We start from the raw sequence: 17053 nt of genomic DNA, 5'->3' as shown, positions 1-17053 counted from the left end.
GAGGACACGCCATGTTCCGGAAACTGCTTCTGGCCGTCGACATCAACGCGATGGAAGGCGCCGACCGCCTGGCGCAAGCGGCCAAGCTGCTGGCCGCAGGCGACGGTGCCGAAATCCACGTTATCAACGTGGTCCCGGGCAGCGGCATGAACATGGTCGGTGCCGCCTTCGAGGGCGACTACAACCGCGAAGCCAAAGCCGCCGCCGAGAAAGCGCTGAAAGACTGGTCTGATGGCGCCTTCGACGGCAAGGCGCAGGTGCACGTGACCGAGGGGACGATCTATGACAGCGTGCTGCGCATGGCCGACAAGATCGGCGCGGACGTGATCGTCGTAGGGGCGCATCGCCCCGAGCTTCGCGATTACCTCGTCGGCCCGAACGCCGCGCGGATCACCCGCCACGCCAACCAGTCCGTGATCGTCATCCGCTAGGATTTGTTGGCGGTCACCCGCGCCAGCAAGGCTTTTGCGGCCGACTGCTCCGCCTGCCGCTTGGCCCCGGCGGTGGCCTCTTCGGCCTCGCCGTTTTCCAGCCGCGCCTCGATGGTGAATTGCGGCGCGTGATCCGGCCCGCTGCGCGCCGTCTCCGCGTAGACCGGCGGGGCCAGCCCCTGCGCCTGGGCCCATTCCTGCAACGCGGTCTTGGCATCCCGCGCGTCGGCCTTGACGGATGTCACCCGGTCCCCCCACAGCCGCAGGATCACCTCCTGCGCCGCGTCGAACCCGGCATCGCGGTAGACGGCGGCGATCACCGCCTCCATCGCATCGCCCAGAAGTGCCTGCTTGCGCCGCCCGCCCGACATCATCTCGGACCGGCCCAGCTTCAGCACCTGGCCAAGGTCGATCTGCCGCGCCACCTCGGCGCAGGTTTCCTTGCGGACCAGCGCATTGTAGCGCGGCGCAAGCTGCCCTTCGGCGGCCCCCTTGTCGCTTTCCAGCAGCGCCTCGGCAATGACCAGCCCCAGAACCCTGTCGCCCAGGAATTCCAGCCGCTGGTTATCGTCCCGGTTGGCCGTGGTCATCGACCCGTGGGTGACCGCCCTGACCAGCAATTCGGGCCGCCCGAATTCATGCCCCAGGCGGCTCTCGAACGCTTTGAGATCGCCCGACAGCTTCATTCCTGCCTCAGTCCAGCTTCTCGAAAAAGCGGTCGCCGCGCCATGTCCAGAAGAACAGCATCGACCGGCCCGCCGACGAAAAGATCACCCGGTCCGCCCGGCCGATCAGGTTCTCGAACGGAACGTATCCCACCCCGCCCGGCGCCGTCAGCGGCGCGCGGCTGTCGGTGGAATTGTCCCGGTTGTCGCCCATGAAGAAATAATGCCCCTCGGGCACCTCGTAGACGCCGGTGCTGTCGTACCTTTGCGAGCCCACATTCAGAATGCTGTGCGACACGCCGTTGGGCAGGGTTTCGATCTGCCGCTCTTTCTCGCAGATGCCTCCCACGCCCACGGCCCCGTTGGCACAGCGCGGCGTCTTGCCCAGCGGGCCCTGCGCTTCCAGCACTTCCTCGAAGTTTCCGGCATCTTCGAGTTCGACCGGCTCGCCGTTGATGTTCAGCACGCCGCCTTTCATCTGGATACGGTCGCCCGGCAGGCCCACGACCCGCTTGATGTAATCCGTGCCGTTACTGGGGTGACGGAACACGATGATATCGCCCCGCTCGGGTTCCGAGCCGAAAAGACGCGTGTTGTCGTTATCCAGAAAGCCGCAGATGTTCTTGGCGTCGATGTCGATCCCGAGCCGCTCCATCTTGATGTTCGGGCAGGACGCATAGGAATAGCCATAAGCGAACTTGTTGACGAACAGGAAATCCCCGATCAACAGGGTATCTTTCATCGACCCGGACGGAATCCAGAACGGCTGGAACAGGATCGTGCGGAAAATACCGGCGATCAGCAGCGCCCAGAAGACCGTCTTGACGGTTTCCCAGATCGTGCTCGATGTCTTGGATTCTTCGGCCATGCCTGCCTCCGCTTGCTCTTCTGCGCTACATGCGGGGCGGGGTGACGAGTGTCAAGCCACGCTCACGTGCGCAGCCGGCGTTGCAGCCAGCCACAAAGTCGCACCGCATAACAATTTCACGCCGCCTGTCGCGCCTCGATCACCACAAAGGCCTGCGCCCAGGGATGATCGTCGGTCAACGTCACGTGGATAATCGCCTCGTATCCCTCGGGCGTCATCTCCGCCAGACGCTCGGCGGCCCAGCCCGTGACCTTCATCACCGGCTGCCCGGTCTCCAGGTTGCTGACCGCCATGTCCTTCCACGCGATCCCCATGCGCAGGCCCGTGCCCAGCGCCTTGGAACAGGCCTCCTTGGCCGCCCAACGCTTGGCATAGGTGCCCGCCACATCGCGGCGGCGTTCGGCCTTGCGCTGCTCGATTGGCGTGAACACCCGGTTGCGGAACCGGTCACCGAACCGCTCCAGCGTGCCCGCGATCCGGTCTATGTTGGCCAGGTCCGTGCCGATCCCCAGGATCATGAATGCGCCCCTTATCCGGCTGAAAACAGGGGGAAACTTACACCCAAAGCCCAGGCAAGCGCCAGCCCCAGACCGACACCCGGGCCAACCGCGCCAAAGCGCGTCGCGGCCATGCGCCCAATCCAGCCGAAGCTGAGGAAGAACAAAACGATCACCGGCGCGATCAGAAGCAGGAAGAAAAGCCCCTCGACATCCAGTGCTACGGCGAGGCCCAGCGATACCAGAAAGCCCAGCCTTGCCAGCACTCTGCGCCCCAGACCTGCGCCCTGAACCGCCCACGCGTCGGCCAGCATGAACGGTACGGCCCCCAGCGCCAGCGCCGCGATGATCCCGTACCGCTCGGGCACGGGCCAGAAGTTGGCGCCGTAGCGATCCAGCGCGAAGCCGAAGACGCCCACGGTCCAGACCAGCACCAGCACCCCGCCCAAGATGCTGATCGGCCCCGGCCGCGCCCCAGTGGCCCAAAGCGCGCCAAGCTGCACCAAACCGTATATCAGCAGGTGCAGCGCCAGGTAATCCGCCACCAGAACCGGCAGGACTTGCGTATCCACAGGCGCGGCCAGCGTTGGGGCCGCAAGCATCGGCGCCGCCACGATTGCAGCGAACCATCGCCACGACAGCTCATCGGGCAATCCCCCGGCCGCCGGGAACAGCCGTGCGACGGGCGCAAACAGCATCGTGATCGCCGCCAGCAATCCGATCAGCGCCCAACCGGTCGGGCGCACCTGCGCCTTTCCATCCCGTCCGTAATAAGCGTTCAGCCAGTCCAGTGCCGCGGTCCGGCCCGCCCGCGAATGCAGGATCGCCACATGGTCCACCGCCGGTACCACGATCGCCTCCCGCCGCACGCCTTCGGCCGCGTCAGCCACCGCGTCAGCGGCAAAGCCTTGCAAACGCGGCTCCCACGCGCCGGTGATCATCAGCATGTTATCCGGCGCCTGCGCCGTCACCGCGCCCGAAAACGTGGCCAACAGGACCAGCGGCCCAATGCCCTCGGTCTCCATCGTCGCCCGGACCAGCACATCGGTCGCCATCGAATGCCCGACCAGCGCCACGTCTCCGGCATCGGCCCGCGCCGCCGCGATCACCTCCAGCGTCTCGTTCACCAACAACCGCGTTGTGCCGTCCACGGCCGTGACATCGCCCGACATCGGTACGGGATGCCGCCCGTGCCCTTCGAAATCATAGGCATGGACGCGGTACCCCGCCTGCGCCAACAGCAGGCCATACCCCTGCATCATCTGCCGCGACCCGGCAAAGCCATGCGCCATGACCACCGCCGGCCCGTCCTCGGACCCGGCCCAGACGGTCACAGGCGTCGGCCCCACACTCATCTCTTCGAACGTGACCCCTGAACGCGCGCTTTCCAGCGTCCAAAGCGCCCAACAGCCCAAAAGCAGCGCCGCCACGGCCAGCCACCGATGCCATTGCACCGTCACCGAAAGCTGGCCTCGATCGCACCGCTGGCCTGGTTCAGGGTAAAGCGAAGCGCGCGACCCTCGGCCTCGATCGGCCCCATAACCCGCACCGTAAGCTCGAAGATCAGCCCGATTGAAGGATCATAGTCCGCCTCAAGCGAACCGAAATCGACGTCCGCGAACCCGCGCGTGCCCTCGACGCTCAGGATCCGGCACTGCCGTGCGCCCAGCTCGTCATAGGGCGGTGACAGGATCAGGATATGCAAAGGCGACGCGCCCGGCTCGATCCGGTCCAACAGTGCGATCCGCACCTTCCCGTCCGAGAACGTCCGCGTGTAATCCTCCCAGGGTTCGATCAGCCCTTCGGCACCGCTGCGCCAGTCGCAAGGACCGACGTCTTGCGCGTGCCCCTTGCCGCCCAACGCGACAAGGCCAACCGCCAGTGCAGCCAATGTCTTCCTCATGGCTCCGCCCCCGCATACCGCGTAGGGTGGGTGAAAACCCACCGCCGCCCCCGCACATCGCTCGCGCCCATCACTCGCCTCCCCGTTCCTCGCGGGCCTTGTCGCGGCTCATCGTGTTGCCCGCACCGATCCCGTAGAAGAACCGGTTGGCCAACAGGTAGCCGCCCGCATACATCAGCAGCAACGTCACGAATTGCTGAGATCCCGGCGCGGCAATGGCCAGCTTGGCAAATTCCGGCGCCACCTGCGGTCCGGCATAGGCCAGCGCCACGTTCAACACCGTTGCCGCACCCATCCCGATGAAGCCAAAGCGCCAGGCCCGGCTCGACCCGGGCAGGCCGGCGTGACGGCGCACATATTGCTGCCCTTCGATCAGCGCGGCGATCATCGCCGGCACCATGATCTGCGCGGCCGAGCCCAGCATCTCGTCCTTCGTGATCCCCAACAATCGCACCACCTGCGCCACGCCGATGGCCACGGCCAGAAAAACGGCGCTGTAGCGCAGCCAGATCATCCCGCCGAACGCAGCGTGTCGCCCCGCGCCTCGTCCATCAGCCGCCGCATCTCCTCGATCGCGGGCCCAAGGCCGCGAAAGATCGACTCCCCGATCAGGAAATGCCCGATATTCAGTTCCATCACCTCGGGGAACGCAGCGACCGGCTTCACCGTGTCATAGGTCAGCCCGTGACCCGCATGCACCTCCAGCCCCAGCGACTGCGCGAAAGCCGACATTTCCCGCAGGCTGTCCAGTTCCCGGTCGCGCTCTTCGAAATGGCCCTCGGCATGGGCATCGCAATAGGCGCCGGTATGCAGTTCGATCACCTCGGCGCCGATCCTGTGCGCGGCCTCGATCTGACGCTTGTCGGCGGCGATGAAAATCGACACCCGGCACCCCGCCTCGCGCAAGGGCGCGATGAAATGCGCCAGCCGGTTTTCCTCGCGCGCCACTTCCAGACCGCCTTCGGTTGTGCGTTCCTCGCGCTTCTCGGGCACGATGCAGACCGCGTGCGGCTTGTGGCGCAGGGCGATCTTCTGCATCTCGTCGGTCGCGGCCATCTCGAAGTTCAATGGCCCCTTCAGCGCCGCCATCAGCCCGTCGATATCCGCGTCCGAGATATGCCGCCGGTCCTCGCGCAGATGCGCCGTGATCCCGTCCGCCCCGGCCGCCTCGGCCAGCTTGGCGGCCCGGACCGGGTCGGGATAGGCCCCGCCGCGCGCATTCCGCACCGTCGCGACGTGGTCGATATTCACGCCAAGGCGCAGTTTTCCGGCATCGCTCATGAAATTCTCCAGCTTGTGATCGGCGACTCGGCCTTGACCCTAAAGCGTTTCGCGAAAAACCTGAATCACAGATTCTCGCGGAATGCGGTGCACCGTTCACTCGTTGCGCGCGTTCTGCCTTTCGCTGATGTCTCAGGTTAAAGGCAGAACGCTTTAGTGCTTCTCGGGCTCCGCGTCAGCCTTGTCCTTGTTCCCGGTCCTGGCCTCCTTGGCCGCGGCCTTTTCTGCGGCCTTCTCCGCCGCCTTCTCGCGAATCGCGGCCAGCTTGGCCTTGATCCGGCCCTTGCGACGGTTCTGATAAGCTTGGATCAATGGCAGGCTGATGTAATAGCAGGTCAGGCCCGCAATCGTGCCCGGGATCAACGCGCCGATCATGTAGGGAAAGAACACTTCGTCGTAAAAGACTGTCAGCCGGCTCCAATCCGCGCTCTGCTCGTTGAAGATCGCCCAAAGGTTATCCTTAAGGTCTCGCCCCGCATCGACGAACTTGCTGCCAAGGGTGCCATGCGCCTCCAGCTCGGGATTGTTGCGCAACCCCAGCATGAAATACCCGGTCTGAAGCGAAGACGCCCCGATAAATACGAAAGTGAGGGGATTGCCGAAAAACGTCGACAACAACGCCGCAACAATATTCGCACGCAAGATCCATGCGAGCGTGACCGCCAGCACAAAGTGCAGCCCGAAGAACGGCGTGAAGCTGACGAAGACTCCGGCAAAAATGCCGCGCGCGATCCGGTGCGGCGGATCCGGCAGGCGTCTGACCCGGTGCTTGACGTAGTGGAACGCCCGCGTCCAACCCGATCGTGGCCAAAGGAACCGTAACGTGGCCTTCCACCAAGGCAGTCTGTCACGGCGTTTGAAAACCACGGGGCGCGGCTCCTTCGGGTCAGCTCTGTTCCGTTCCGCTACTGGCCGCCAGCCGGCCGGGATCACGGAACCGTTCCACCGTGGCCACGTCGCTTTCTGCATCCAGAACCGAGATCACGCCGTGCAGATGTTCTGCATCACGCAACTCGACATCTATCAGCAGCCGGTAAAAATCCGGTTTGCGGTCCACGAATGTCAGGTCCGAGATATTGGCCTTCTGCTCTCCGATCAACGTGCAAATACGTCCCAGCACCCCGGCGTCATTGCCGATGGTCACATCCAGCGTCGCCTCGTAGACGGCCGCGTGCGTGCCGCCGTGCCATTGCAGGTCCATCCAGCGCTCTGGCTGTTCCTCGTAACGTTGCAGGTTCTCGCAGTCGATCGTGTGCACCACCACGCCCTTGCCGCGATAGGTGATGCCGACGATTCGCTCCCCCGGCAGCGGCTGACAGCATGGCGCACGGTCGAATCGCTGGTCCGGCTCCAGACCGATAACGGCACGGTCCAGCCCCACCTCGTTGCCGGTATCCGGCGCCAGGTCCGGGTAGACCGCGTTCAGAACCCGGCTGGTGGTCAGTTCGGCACTGCCCAGCCGCGCCAGGACCTCGTCACGGCCTTTCAGGCGCAGGGTCTTGGCCGCGCGTTCCAGCGCCTTGTCCGTGGGTTTCTTGCCCACATGCTCGAACGCCGCCCGCGCCAGCTCCCGGCCCAGCCGGATATAGCGGTCACGATCGACCTCGCGCAGCGCCCGGCGAATTGCCGCTCGCGCCTTGCCCGTGGTGGCGATATCCAGCCAAGTGGCCTGCGGCGTCTGCCCGTCGGCGGTGATCACCTCGACCGACTGGCCATTCTTGATCCGGGTCCACAAAGGCACCCGCATCCCGTCCACCTTGGCGCCCACGCAGCCATTGCCGATCCGCGTGTGAATCGCATAGCCGAAATCAATCGGCGTCGCCCCGCGCGGCAACTTCACCACGTCCCCCTTGGGCGTGAAGCAGAACACCTGGTCGGCATACATCTCCAGCTTCACCGCCTCGAGGAATTCGTCGTGGTCCTCCTCGCTGTCGAACTGCTCGGTCAGGCTGGAAATCCACTTGGCCGGGTCCACGGCAAAGGGGTTCTCGGCCGGCACGCCGTCACGATACGACCAATGCGCCGCCACGCCGGTTTCGGCCACCTCGTGCATCTGGCGGGTGCGCAGCTGCACCTCGACCAGCTTGCCGTCACGTCCCGACACCGTGGTGTGGATCGACCGATACCCGTTCGATTTGGGCTGGCTGATGTAATCCTTGAAACGCCCCGGCACCGCGCGCCAGCGCCGGTGGATCACGCCCAGCGTGCGGTAACAATCATCCTCGGCGGCCGTGATGATGCGAAACCCGTAGATGTCGCTCAGCCGGGAAAAGCCCATCTCCTTTTCCTGCATCTTGCGCCAGATCGAATAGGGCTTCTTCGCCCGGCCCAGGATCTCGGCCTTGATCCCCGCCTCCTGCAGCTCCAGCCGCATGTCGCCGGTGATCCGCTCGATCACGTCACCCGCCTCGCGCTGCAAGGTGATGAACCGCCGCATGATCGACGCCCGCGCCTCGGGGTTGATGACGCGAAAGGCCAGGTCTTCCAGTTCCTCGCGCATCCACTGCATGCCCATCCGGCCCGCCAGCGGCGCGAAGATATCCATCGTCTCGCGCGCTTTCTTCAGCTGCTTTTCGGGCCGCATCGCGCGGATCGTGCGCATGTTGTGCAGCCGGTCCGCCAGCTTCACCAGGATCACGCGCATGTCCTTCGACATGGCCATGAACAGCTTGCGAAAGTTTTCCGCCTGCTGGGTCTCGGTGCTGGACAGTTGCAGGTTGGTCAGCTTGGTGACGCCATCCACCAGGTCGGCGATTTCGCCGCCAAACCGTTCAGCCACGGCGTTGTACGACGCGCGCGTGTCCTCGATCGTATCATGCAGCAGGGCCGTGATGATCGTCGCATCGTCCAGCCGCTGTTCCGTCAGAATGGCGGCGACCGCCACGGGATGGCTGAAATAGGGCTCCCCGGAATGCCGGGTCTGGCCCTCGTGCATTTCCATTCCGAACGCATAGGCGTCGCGGATCAGGTCGCTATGACTTCTCGGGTTATAGGCGCGGACAAGATCGACAAGCGTATCTGCACCAATCATCTGGTCCGCGTCCCATCACCTGCCCGGAGGCCAGGGTCTCAGCCCTGGCCCTGCGCCTCCATCAGCGCGCGCAGCAGTTTCTCTTCGGACATATCGTCCTCGGCAGGCTTCTCGGCTTCTTCGCCCATCAGCAGCGCCATGGAATCGTCTTCCGGCTCGTCGACCTCGATCTGGCTCTGGTTCGATTCGATCAGACGCTCGCGCAGATCGTCTGCGGCTTGCGTTTCCTCTGCGATCTCGCGCAGCGCCACGACCGGGTTCTTGTCGTTGTCGCGGTCCACGGTGACCGGCGAGCCCGACGAAATCTCGCGCGCACGGTGTGCCGCCAGCATCACCAGGTCAAAGCGGTTCGGGACTTTGTCAACGCAGTCTTCAGTGGTTACGCGCGCCATGGGGCCTCCGGATAGGGCAGATATCTAAAGAAGCCCTTCATTTAAAGCGTCTCCCTAGGCTTTACAAGCAGAGAATCAGTCCAGCGCCACAACCTCCGCAACCGCATCGGCCGGCAGATCCGACAGCATTTCGGCCACGGTCCTCTTCAGAACCGGATGCACCCAGTCTGACGCGACGTCATTCAATGGCACCAGCACGAAGGCCCGCTCGTGCAACCGCGGGTGCGGCAGGATAAGGCGGTCGGGCGCATCCCGCATCTGCCGCTCAAGCGGCAAGCCTTGCCATGCGGTGTATGTCTCTTCGTCCGGCACCACGCGCGCCCCCGCAGCCAAAAGATCAAGGTCCAGCGTCCGCTGCCCCCAGCGTTGGTCCCGCGCGCGCCCGAACGCGCCCTCCAATTCGTGCAAAAGTTGTAGCAATTCGGCAGGACTGGCCTCTACCGCAAGCACAGCAGCCGCATTGACGTAGTCCGGTCCTGCGCCTGCGGGAAAGCAAGGTGTGCGGTACATCCGGCTTGCCTGCACCACGCGCGCACCCATCTGCGGCAACCGGTCCAACGCGGCCCGCAAGGTCGCCTCCGGCGCCCCGGCCTCGGACGGCAAGTTCCCGCCCAAAGCGATCAGGTAGTTTTGCTCAGGCATCGCTCGGCCTTATCCTCGTATATAGGTGTAGCGGTCTTGCGGAGGTCAGACTAAACTTTTAGGTACAGCTTCTGTCCTGCCGAGTTTCAAATCCACTCACAGGTTTATCGTCTAGTACATCGTCGCGGCAGGGCAAACACATTCGGAAGGACATTTTATGTTTTACAAGGACGAACGGCTCGCGCTGTTCATCGACGGCTCAAACTTATACGCAGCGGCCAAGGCACTGGGCTTTGACATCGATTACAAGCTTCTGCGGACTGAGTTCATGCGCCGTGGCAAGCTGCTCCGTGCGTTTTACTACACGGCGCTGCTGGAGAACGAGGAATACTCACCGATCCGCCCGCTGGTCGACTGGCTCAATTACAACGGCTACACCATGGTCACGAAACCGGCCAAGGAATATACCGACAGTCAGGGCCGTCGTAAGGTCAAAGGCAACATGGACATCGAACTGACCGTGGACGCCATGGAACTCGCGCCCCGGATCGACCATATCGTCCTGTTCTCCGGCGACGGCGATTTCCGCCCGCTCGTGGAAAGCCTTCAGCGCCAGGGCGTGCGTGTGTCGGTCGTCTCGACCATCCGCAGCCAGCCGCCAATGATCTCCGACGACCTGCGTCGTCAGGCCGATAATTTCATCGAGCTTGAAGACCTCAAGGAAGTCATCGGTCGCCCTCCGCGCGAGGACGCGCCCGAACGCCAGCAGGCCTCCGCCTGACGTAGCGCAGAGCTTGAGAACGGTGCGGGACGCGCATCATGCCAACGTCCCGCGCCGCCAAGCCAGTGCGACCGATATTCCCACCCCCTCTGGACGCAGCCTGTCACAGTCTTTACGTCTAAGGGTGAACAGGAGTGTCCATGACCAAGCCGCCCCTCACCCTCTATCTCGCAGCCCCGCGCGGCTTCTGCGCCGGCGTCGACCGCGCCATCAAGATCGTCGAGATGGCGCTCGAGAAATGGGGCGCCCCGGTCTATGTCCGCCACGAGATCGTGCATAACAAGTACGTGGTCGATGATCTGCGGGCCAAGGGCGCGGTGTTCGTCGAGGAACTCGACGAATGCCCGGATGACCGCCCCGTGATCTTTTCCGCCCACGGCGTCCCCAAATCGGTCCCGGCCGAGGCCGCCTCGCGCGAGATGGTCTATGTCGACGCCACCTGCCCGCTCGTGTCCAAGGTCCATATCGAGGCCGAGCGTCACGCCGTGAACGGCCTTCAGATCATCATGATCGGCCATGCCGGCCACCCCGAGACCGTCGGCACCATGGGCCAGCTGCCGGACGGTGACGTCCTGCTGGTCGAAACGCCCGAGGATGTGGCGCATGTCGAGGTCCGCGACCCCGGCAAGCTCGCCTTCGTCACGCAGACCACCCTTTCGGTGGACGACACCGCCGATATCGTCACCGCCCTTCAGGCCCGTTTCCCCGACATCACCGGCCCGCACAAGGAAGACATCTGCTACGCCACCACCAACCGGCAGGAGGCCGTCAAGGCCATGGCTGAAAAGGCCGACGCGATGCTTGTGGTCGGCGCCCCCAATTCGTCCAACTCCAGGCGGCTGGTCGAGGTCGGCGCCCGCGCCGGCTGTTCCTACTCCCAGCTTGTGCAACGCGCCGCCGACATCGACTGGCGCGCGCTCGACGGCATCACCACAATGGGGATCACCGCCGGCGCCTCGGCCCCCGAGGTGCTGATCAACGAGGTGATAGATGCGTTCCGCGACCGCTATGACGTCACCGTCGAACAGGTGGAAACCGCGCAGGAAAACGTCGAATTCAAGGTGCCCCGGGTTCTGCGCGAACCAGCCTGATGCCATGGCCCGCGACGGTATTTCCTGGCGCACGTATTTTGACCCGTCCCGATGCTGCCAGCGCCACGCCACTCGAAACGAAGCAAAGGCACCACCCGCGCGACCCGTCCCGGGCCTGACCCGGAACCTCTCTCTGCGAGTCAGGTTTTCCTGTCTTTTCAAATTCCACCGTGACTGTAGGCTCTCCCGAAAGACGGGAACTCAACTTGACACGCGACATCCTTGCCCGGCTCACCGGCAGCGCCATCACCACCTTCGCGCGGCTCATCACCGCCGTTCGTGCCATCTGGGACGGCTCAGATCCCGAACCGGTCCAGCGGGTCTATTTCGCCAACCACACCTCCAACGGCGATTTCATCCTGATCTGGACGGTCCTGCCGCCCAACCTGCGGCGCCGGACGCGCCCGGTGGCCGGGGCCGATTACTGGCTCAAATCCCCGCTCAAGACATTCATCGGCCGCGATGTCTTCAACGCGGTCCTGATCGACCGCGACACCGAGACCCGCACCCAGGACCCGATAAAGCTCATCCTCGACGGGCTTGATGCCGGCGCCTCGCTCATCCTCTTCCCCGAGGGCACCCGGAACACCACGGACAAGCCTCTTCTGCCGTTCAAAAGCGGGCTCTACAACATCTCCGATGCCCGCCCCGAGGTGGATCTGGTGCCGGTCTGGATCGACAATCTCAACGACGTCATGCCCAAGGGCAAGCTGGTGCCGATCCCGCTTCTGTGCACCGTCACCTTTGGCGCACCGATCCGCGTCGAACCCGGCGAGGACCGCAAGGATTTCCTCAATCGGGCCGAAACCGCCCTGCAGGCGCTTGCCCCAGCCGACGACAGTCCGGCAGAGAAGGCCACAGCATGACCGACACGCACGCGGATTTTCTCACCCTGCTGGCCGGTATCATCGGCGTCCTCATCGTCGCCAGCGGCATCGGCTACGTGCTCAAGCAGCGCGTCGCACCGGATGGCTCCAACGCGACGATCGAAAACCTCAATGCCCGCATCATCGCCTGGTGGGGCATGACGGCGTTTCTCGCCGTGGCGTTCCTCGCCGGGCGCGGCGGCGTCATCGCGCTTTTCGCCTTCACCTCCTTCGCGGCCCTGCGCGAATTCGTGACGCTGACAACCCGCCGCGCGTCCGATCACTGGGCCATCGCCTGCGCCTTCTTCGTGATCCTTCCCCTGCAATACTGGCTCATCTGGTACGAATGGTACGGCATGTGGTCGCTCTTGATCCCGGTCTATGCCTTCCTCATCCTGCCCATCATCGCGGTGCTGCAAGGCGACAGCCGCAACTTCCTCGTCCGCATCTCACAGATGCAATGGGCCCTGATGATCTGCGTTTTCTGCGCCAGCCACGTGCCCGCGCTCCTCTTCCTCGAAATCCCCGGCTTCGAGGCCCGCAACGTCCTGCTGATCGCCTTCCTCATCGTCGTGGTCCAGCTGTCGGACGTGCTGCAATACACGTGGGGCAAGCTCTTCGGACGCCACCCGGTCGCGCCCTCGCTCTCGCCGTCGAAGACATGGGAAGGACTGATCGGCGGCGTCGCCTCGGCCACGCTGATCGGCACGGCGCTGTTCTGGATCACGCCCTTCACCCCGCTTCAGGCCGCCGGCATGTCGCTCGTCATCACACTCGCGGGCTTTTTCGGCGGGCTGGTGATGTCCGCGATCAAGCGCGACCGGGGCGTCAAGGACTGGGGCCACATGATCGCAGGCCACGGCGGCTTCATCGACCGGCTCGATTCGGTGGTGTTCTCGGCCCCGCTCTTCTTCCACCTGACGCGGTATTACTGGTCGCTCACATGAGCCTCTTGCGCTCGAACCTCGTGCATATGGCCGGTGGCTTCGTCCTGATGGGCGGCTGGGCGGTCCTTGCCAACGCGGGCCACCCGACGCCGGCGCCGGTGATCGCCGGCATCGTTCAGGGCGCACTGTCCGCCGGCATCACGCTGGTGCTGAAATCGGTGATCGAACGCCTGCTGCCGCGCATCTCCGAAACCCCCGGCCTGATCCTGCCGCCGCTCGCCTGTGCCGCGGTGTCGATCACGGTGCTGTTCCTCGTGCATCGCACCGTCGGCACGCCGGAAATCGCGGCGACCCTCGCCCTGCCCGTCACCGTCGCCACCTGTTACGCCGCACTCTACAATTACCGCCTGAGGCACACCCCATGACCGACACCCGCCGCCCCCTGAACAGCCGAGACACCGGCTGGGCCCGCCGCATCGCGCGCTGGCTCAGCCGCACGTCGCTCACACCCAACCGCATCAGCCAGGGCTCGATCCTCTTCTCGGCCCTCGCCTGCCTCGCGTTCTGGGCCTCCGCGCACACCGGCACGACCGCCGCCATCGTCCTGCTGCTGATTGCCGCGCTCGGCTGTCAGGTGCGCCTGCTCTGCAATCTTTTCGACGGCATGGTCGCCGTCGAAGGCGGCAAGTCCGAACCCGACGGCCCCTTCTGGAACGAGGCCCCCGACCGCGCCGCCGATCTGCTGATCCTGACCGGCGCGGGGCTGGCCACCGGACAACTCGCGCTCGGCCTGCTGGCCGGAGCATTGGCCATCGCCACCGCCTATATCCGCGAACTGGGCCGGGCCGAGGGGCTGGGCCCGGATTTCTCGGGCCCCTTCGCCAAACCGCAGCGCATGGCCGCGATCACCGCCGGCGCAGTCCTGACCGCGATCGAACTGGCGCTATTCGACACGCGCTACGCCTTGCTTGTCGCGCTGATCGTGACCGCTCTCGGCACGGGCACCACCGCCCTCGCCCGCTCCGCCCGCATGATCCGCGCCATGAAACACCAGGCGCGCGACATGTCTGACACTTGATCCCGCCGGGGCGGCCTTCTAAACCAAGTCCGACGCTTGCAGCCAAGGACCGCCCCGCCCCGTGAACGAGATTCCCCGCACACCCCTGATCCTTGCACTGGCCGGCCTGCTGCCGTTCCTGTGGAGCGCCGCGACCGTGCTCTGGCCCGATCTGGCGATCTGGACCCAGCGCGTGGTCGGGCCGCGCTTCGTCGGGCCTTACGTGGGGCTGTTCTACGGCGCGGTGATCCTCAGCTTCATGTCCGGCGTGCTCTGGGGGTTCGCCACGCGCATGACCGGCCCTTCGGCCACCACCGGCTACGTGCTCTCGGTCATTCCCGCGCTCTGGGTGTTCTTCACCCAAGGCGGCGGCGCCTACAAGGCCGGGATCATGCTGATCGTCGGCTTCGCCGGTATCCTCGCGCTCGACTGGCTGTTCTGGCGCGACGGGGTGACGCCGAACTGGTGGATGCACCTGCGCCTGATCATCACCGCCGTTGTCGTGCTCTGCCTCGTGATCGGCCTCACGCAATGAGCCATGACGACGAGACCATCCGGGTCTACGGGTCCGAGGCCGCGCGCTATGCCGACATGACGAAGAATGCGGGCAAGGACCCGGCGCTGCGTCTCTTTCTCGACCATCTCGCCCCCGGCAGCCGCATTCTCGATCTCGGCTGCGGCCCCGGCATCGCCTCGGGCATCATGGCGTCCGAGGGACACGCGGTCACCGCCACCGACGCCACGCCGGAAATGGTCGCCCTCGCCGAGGCGCGACCGGGCGTCACCGCCCGGCGCGCCACTTTCGACGAGATCGACGAGGTCGCGGCCTATGACGCGGTCTGGGCCAATTTCTCGCTCCTGCACGCGCCCCGCGCCGACCTGCCCCGGTATATTGCGGCACTGGCGACCGCGCTGAAACCCGGCGGGCTGCTGCATATCGGCATGAAAACCGGCACCGGCGAACATCGCGACACGCTCGGACGGCTCTATACCTATGTCACCGAGGCCGAGCTTTCCGACCTTCTGACCGCGGCGGGCCTGCACCCGTTCAAGACGCGCACCGGCGCCGACAAAGGCCTTGATGGCAGTCTGGCCGAGTGGGTGACCCTCCTTGCAAGAAAGCCCGCTGATGACTGAGCTTTTCGCCTATACCGATGGCGCCTGTTCCGGCAATCCCGGCCCCGGCGGCTGGGGGGCGCTGCTCCAGGCCAAGGACGGCGACGACATCGTCAAGGAACGCGAACTCAGCGGCGGCGAGGCCGAGACCACGAACAACCGGATGGAATTGCTGGCGGCCATCACCGCGCTCGAGACGCTGTCAAAGCCCACGCAGATCACCATCGTCACCGACAGCGCCTATGTGAAGAACGGCGTCACCGGCTGGATTCACGGCTGGAAGCGGAACGGCTGGAAAACCTCGAACAAGAAGCCGGTCAAGAATGTCGATCTGTGGCAAAGGCTCGACGCCGCGGCCAACCGCCATGACGTGACCTGGGAATGGGTCAAGGGCCATGCCGGCCACCCGGAAAACGAACGCGCCGACGAACTCGCCCGCGCCGGCATGGCCCCCTTCAAGCCCGGCAAAGCCAAGTCATGACGGCGCTTTTCCTGCTGGACCACGCCTCGGTTCTGATCTTCGCGCTGACCGGGGCGCTGGTGGCGTCGCGGGCGCAGCTCGACGTGGTGGGCTTCGCCTTCATCGCCTGCCTGACGGCGGTGGGCGGCGGCACCGTTCGCGATGTGCTTCTTGATCGCAACCCGGTCTTCTGGATCGCCAACCCCAGCTTCATCGCCACCGCCTGCGCCGCCGCGATCCTGATCTTCTTCACTGCGCATCTGTTCGAGAGCCGGTACCGCCTCCTGCTCTGGCTCGACAGCCTTGCGCTGGCCGTGGCGGTTCCGGCCGGGGTCGCCACTGCGCTGGCCATGGCGCAACCGCTGCCCATCGTGGTGATCATGGGCATGGTCACAGGCTGCCTCGGCGGGTTGATGCGCGACGTTGTGTGCAACGAGCTGCCTCTGGTGTTGAAGCAAGGCGAACTCTACGTCACCGCCGCCTTCGCAGGGTCGCTGGCCGCCGTGGCGGTATCGCTGATCACGCGGCAGGAGATCTTTATCCTGATCGCCTGCGCCGGCGTCACCTGGGCCTTGCGCGCGGGGTCATTGGCTTTCGGCTGGCGCCTTCCGGTCTACCGCTCGCGCCCGCCGCGGGCGTAAGCTATTTCCGCGCCTTGTACGCCTGGTAGCCCCAGATCAGCACGAGCGCCCCCAGCACCGCGCCAATGATACCGCCCAGCAGGCCAAGGAAGGCCAGGATACCTTGCAGGATCAGCCCACCCAGCAGCGCCCCGGCCACACCAATGCCGATCGTCACCAGCGGGTCGGCGTCGATGCGCATGATCCGTGTCGCAAGATAGCCCGCAACGGCCCCGATGACGATGAGATAGATCAGTCCCATGCTGCGCCTCCCTCTCAGCGGCCTCTACGCCAGTGCGTCGGAATTATGATCAGCGCCCCGATGGACGAGATGATCGCATCCACCCCCGGCGCACCGAAACGAAAGCCGAACATGATGCGGATGAAGTAGAACAAAAAGGCCCCACCGACGCAGATGATGATCGATTGCAGGATCCCGTTGCGGGTGAAGCCGGATTTCTCGCTGAGATAGCCGACGATCCCGGCGATCACCACGGTGCCGAACAGTTGCAGATACATGAGACC

The 17053-nt window shown here is 64.9% G+C and carries 24 protein-coding genes; 11 read left to right on the top strand and 13 right to left on the bottom strand.

Annotation, left to right across the window (positions count from 1 at the left end; all coding sequences use genetic code 11):
* The first annotated feature begins 11 nt into the window (after positions 1 to 11).
* Entirely contained in the window at positions 12 to 431 is a 420-nt protein-coding gene (locus C2I35_RS19870; protein WP_103764772.1) for a universal stress protein, read from the top strand.
* Here the strand turns inward: C2I35_RS19870 and rnc are convergent.
* The 11 genes from rnc to folK form a co-directional block, all read right to left on the bottom strand.
* Complete coding sequence (gene rnc, locus C2I35_RS19865; RefSeq protein ID WP_103764771.1) at positions 428 to 1117, bottom strand: ribonuclease III; 690 nt, start codon at positions 1115 to 1117, stop codon at positions 428 to 430. The genes C2I35_RS19870 and rnc overlap by 4 nt on opposite strands.
* Before the next feature lie 7 nt (positions 1118 to 1124).
* On the bottom strand, positions 1125 to 1964 hold the full coding sequence (gene lepB / locus C2I35_RS19860) for a signal peptidase I (protein ID WP_103764770.1): 840 nt from the start codon (positions 1962 to 1964) through the stop codon (positions 1125 to 1127).
* Positions 1965 to 2080: 116 nt separating this feature from the next.
* Positions 2081 to 2482 (bottom strand): holo-ACP synthase, encoded by a 402-nt coding sequence (gene acpS, locus C2I35_RS19855; RefSeq protein ID WP_103764769.1) that lies wholly within the window; start codon positions 2480 to 2482, stop codon positions 2081 to 2083.
* Positions 2483 to 2493: 11 nt separating this feature from the next.
* Positions 2494 to 3921, bottom strand: a complete 1428-nt coding sequence (locus C2I35_RS19850) for an alpha/beta hydrolase (protein WP_245890568.1) — start codon at positions 3919 to 3921, stop codon at positions 2494 to 2496.
* Positions 3918 to 4364 (bottom strand): hypothetical protein, encoded by a 447-nt coding sequence (locus tag C2I35_RS19845; RefSeq protein WP_103764768.1) that lies wholly within the window; start codon positions 4362 to 4364, stop codon positions 3918 to 3920. Before C2I35_RS19845 ends, C2I35_RS19850 begins: the two co-directional genes overlap by 4 nt.
* Positions 4365 to 4434: 70 nt before the next feature.
* Entirely contained in the window at positions 4435 to 4878 is a 444-nt protein-coding gene (locus C2I35_RS19840) for an ABZJ_00895 family protein (RefSeq protein ID WP_103764767.1), read from the bottom strand.
* Positions 4875 to 5645, bottom strand: a complete 771-nt coding sequence (locus C2I35_RS19835; RefSeq protein WP_103764766.1) for a pyridoxine 5'-phosphate synthase — start codon at positions 5643 to 5645, stop codon at positions 4875 to 4877. Before C2I35_RS19835 ends, C2I35_RS19840 begins: the two co-directional genes overlap by 4 nt.
* A gap of 153 nt (positions 5646 to 5798) precedes the next feature.
* Positions 5799 to 6512 carry a DUF2062 domain-containing protein gene (locus tag C2I35_RS19830; protein WP_103764765.1) on the bottom strand — a complete coding sequence of 238 codons (714 nt, stop codon included), beginning with the start codon at positions 6510 to 6512 and terminating at the stop codon, positions 5799 to 5801.
* Positions 6513 to 6531: 19 nt separating this feature from the next.
* Positions 6532 to 8676, bottom strand: coding sequence for a RelA/SpoT family protein (locus C2I35_RS19825; RefSeq protein ID WP_103764764.1), 2145 nt, complete (start codon positions 8674 to 8676; stop codon positions 6532 to 6534).
* A 38-nt stretch (positions 8677 to 8714) separates the two neighbouring features.
* Complete coding sequence (rpoZ, locus tag C2I35_RS19820; RefSeq protein WP_103764763.1) at positions 8715 to 9068, bottom strand: DNA-directed RNA polymerase subunit omega; 354 nt, start codon at positions 9066 to 9068, stop codon at positions 8715 to 8717.
* 75 nt (positions 9069 to 9143) lie between these two features.
* Complete coding sequence (folK, locus tag C2I35_RS19815; RefSeq protein WP_103764762.1) at positions 9144 to 9710, bottom strand: 2-amino-4-hydroxy-6-hydroxymethyldihydropteridine diphosphokinase; 567 nt, start codon at positions 9708 to 9710, stop codon at positions 9144 to 9146.
* 157 nt (positions 9711 to 9867) lie between these two features.
* On the opposite strand from folK, the gene C2I35_RS19810 reads away from it, so the two are divergent.
* The 10 genes from C2I35_RS19810 (at position 9868) to C2I35_RS19765 (ending at position 16549) form a co-directional block, all read left to right on the top strand.
* The gene (locus C2I35_RS19810) at positions 9868 to 10431 is read left to right on the top strand and encodes a LabA-like NYN domain-containing protein (protein ID WP_103764761.1); all 564 of its coding nucleotides are present in this window, start codon (positions 9868 to 9870) and stop codon (positions 10429 to 10431) included.
* Positions 10432 to 10571: 140 nt separating this feature from the next.
* Positions 10572 to 11522 carry a 4-hydroxy-3-methylbut-2-enyl diphosphate reductase gene (gene ispH, locus C2I35_RS19805; RefSeq protein WP_103764760.1) on the top strand — a complete coding sequence of 317 codons (951 nt, stop codon included), beginning with the start codon at positions 10572 to 10574 and terminating at the stop codon, positions 11520 to 11522.
* A 206-nt stretch (positions 11523 to 11728) separates the two neighbouring features.
* Positions 11729 to 12388: a lysophospholipid acyltransferase family protein gene (locus C2I35_RS19800; protein ID WP_103764759.1), complete on the top strand. Its 660-nt coding sequence runs from the start codon at positions 11729 to 11731 to the stop codon at positions 12386 to 12388.
* A complete protein-coding gene (locus tag C2I35_RS19795) occupies positions 12385 to 13335 on the top strand; it encodes a phosphatidate cytidylyltransferase (protein WP_103764758.1) in 951 nt (316 codons plus the stop codon). Before C2I35_RS19800 ends, C2I35_RS19795 begins: the two co-directional genes overlap by 4 nt.
* Positions 13332 to 13700, top strand: a complete 369-nt coding sequence (locus C2I35_RS19790) for a hypothetical protein (RefSeq protein ID WP_103764757.1) — start codon at positions 13332 to 13334, stop codon at positions 13698 to 13700. Before C2I35_RS19795 ends, C2I35_RS19790 begins: the two co-directional genes overlap by 4 nt.
* Complete coding sequence (locus C2I35_RS19785) at positions 13697 to 14353, top strand: CDP-alcohol phosphatidyltransferase family protein (RefSeq protein ID WP_103764756.1); 657 nt, start codon at positions 13697 to 13699, stop codon at positions 14351 to 14353. The genes C2I35_RS19790 and C2I35_RS19785 overlap by 4 nt, the downstream gene beginning before the upstream one ends.
* Positions 14354 to 14414: 61 nt before the next feature.
* Positions 14415 to 14867, top strand: coding sequence for a DUF3429 domain-containing protein (locus C2I35_RS19780; RefSeq protein WP_103764755.1), 453 nt, complete (start codon positions 14415 to 14417; stop codon positions 14865 to 14867).
* Positions 14864 to 15469: a class I SAM-dependent methyltransferase gene (locus tag C2I35_RS19775; RefSeq protein WP_103764754.1), complete on the top strand. Its 606-nt coding sequence runs from the start codon at positions 14864 to 14866 to the stop codon at positions 15467 to 15469. The genes C2I35_RS19780 and C2I35_RS19775 overlap by 4 nt, the downstream gene beginning before the upstream one ends.
* Positions 15462 to 15929, top strand: coding sequence for a ribonuclease HI (gene rnhA / locus C2I35_RS19770; protein WP_103764753.1), 468 nt, complete (start codon positions 15462 to 15464; stop codon positions 15927 to 15929). The genes C2I35_RS19775 and rnhA overlap by 8 nt, the downstream gene beginning before the upstream one ends.
* Positions 15926 to 16549 (top strand): trimeric intracellular cation channel family protein, encoded by a 624-nt coding sequence (locus C2I35_RS19765; protein WP_103764752.1) that lies wholly within the window; start codon positions 15926 to 15928, stop codon positions 16547 to 16549. Before rnhA ends, C2I35_RS19765 begins: the two co-directional genes overlap by 4 nt.
* 1 nt (position 16550) lies before the next feature.
* Here C2I35_RS19765 and C2I35_RS19760 read toward each other — a convergent pair whose 3' ends face one another.
* Both C2I35_RS19760 and C2I35_RS19755 read right to left on the bottom strand, forming a co-directional pair.
* Positions 16551 to 16790: a GlsB/YeaQ/YmgE family stress response membrane protein gene (locus C2I35_RS19760; RefSeq protein WP_103764751.1), complete on the bottom strand. Its 240-nt coding sequence runs from the start codon at positions 16788 to 16790 to the stop codon at positions 16551 to 16553.
* A gap of 14 nt (positions 16791 to 16804) precedes the next feature.
* Positions 16805 to 17047, bottom strand: coding sequence for a hypothetical protein (locus tag C2I35_RS19755; protein ID WP_103764750.1), 243 nt, complete (start codon positions 17045 to 17047; stop codon positions 16805 to 16807).
* Positions 17048 to 17053 lie beyond the last annotated feature (6 nt).

It is taken from the genome of Roseovarius confluentis, assembly GCF_002917925.1.
Classification (GTDB): domain Bacteria; phylum Pseudomonadota; class Alphaproteobacteria; order Rhodobacterales; family Rhodobacteraceae; genus Roseovarius; species Roseovarius confluentis.
The sequence above is the reverse complement of the archived record's forward strand: the minus strand, read 5'-3'. Positions and strand labels throughout refer to the sequence as shown.

Coding starts and splice junctions, on each gene's coding strand:
- C2I35_RS19810 (WP_103764761.1), top strand. CDS start 9,868: ATGTTTTACAAGGACGAACGGCTCGCGCTGTTCATCGACGGCTCAAAC.
- acpS (WP_103764769.1), bottom strand. CDS start 2,482: ATGATCCTGGGGATCGGCACGGACCTGGCCAACATAGACCGGATCGCG.
- C2I35_RS19775 (WP_103764754.1), top strand. CDS start 14,864: ATGAGCCATGACGACGAGACCATCCGGGTCTACGGGTCCGAGGCCGCG.
- ispH (WP_103764760.1), top strand. CDS start 10,572: ATGACCAAGCCGCCCCTCACCCTCTATCTCGCAGCCCCGCGCGGCTTC.
- C2I35_RS19870 (WP_103764772.1), top strand. CDS start 12: ATGTTCCGGAAACTGCTTCTGGCCGTCGACATCAACGCGATGGAAGGC.
- C2I35_RS19835 (WP_103764766.1), bottom strand. CDS start 5,645: ATGAGCGATGCCGGAAAACTGCGCCTTGGCGTGAATATCGACCACGTC.
- C2I35_RS19840 (WP_103764767.1), bottom strand. CDS start 4,878: ATGATCTGGCTGCGCTACAGCGCCGTTTTTCTGGCCGTGGCCATCGGC.
- C2I35_RS19795 (WP_103764758.1), top strand. CDS start 12,385: ATGACCGACACGCACGCGGATTTTCTCACCCTGCTGGCCGGTATCATC.
- C2I35_RS19790 (WP_103764757.1), top strand. CDS start 13,332: ATGAGCCTCTTGCGCTCGAACCTCGTGCATATGGCCGGTGGCTTCGTC.
- C2I35_RS19765 (WP_103764752.1), top strand. CDS start 15,926: ATGACGGCGCTTTTCCTGCTGGACCACGCCTCGGTTCTGATCTTCGCG.
- C2I35_RS19845 (WP_103764768.1), bottom strand. CDS start 4,364: ATGAGGAAGACATTGGCTGCACTGGCGGTTGGCCTTGTCGCGTTGGGC.
- rnhA (WP_103764753.1), top strand. CDS start 15,462: ATGACTGAGCTTTTCGCCTATACCGATGGCGCCTGTTCCGGCAATCCC.
- rpoZ (WP_103764763.1), bottom strand. CDS start 9,068: ATGGCGCGCGTAACCACTGAAGACTGCGTTGACAAAGTCCCGAACCGC.
- rnc (WP_103764771.1), bottom strand. CDS start 1,117: ATGAAGCTGTCGGGCGATCTCAAAGCGTTCGAGAGCCGCCTGGGGCAT.
- C2I35_RS19825 (WP_103764764.1), bottom strand. CDS start 8,676: ATGATTGGTGCAGATACGCTTGTCGATCTTGTCCGCGCCTATAACCCG.
- C2I35_RS19755 (WP_103764750.1), bottom strand. CDS start 17,047: ATGTATCTGCAACTGTTCGGCACCGTGGTGATCGCCGGGATCGTCGGC.
- C2I35_RS19760 (WP_103764751.1), bottom strand. CDS start 16,790: ATGGGACTGATCTATCTCATCGTCATCGGGGCCGTTGCGGGCTATCTT.
- folK (WP_103764762.1), bottom strand. CDS start 9,710: ATGCCTGAGCAAAACTACCTGATCGCTTTGGGCGGGAACTTGCCGTCC.
- lepB (WP_103764770.1), bottom strand. CDS start 1,964: ATGGCCGAAGAATCCAAGACATCGAGCACGATCTGGGAAACCGTCAAG.
- C2I35_RS19785 (WP_103764756.1), top strand. CDS start 13,697: ATGACCGACACCCGCCGCCCCCTGAACAGCCGAGACACCGGCTGGGCC.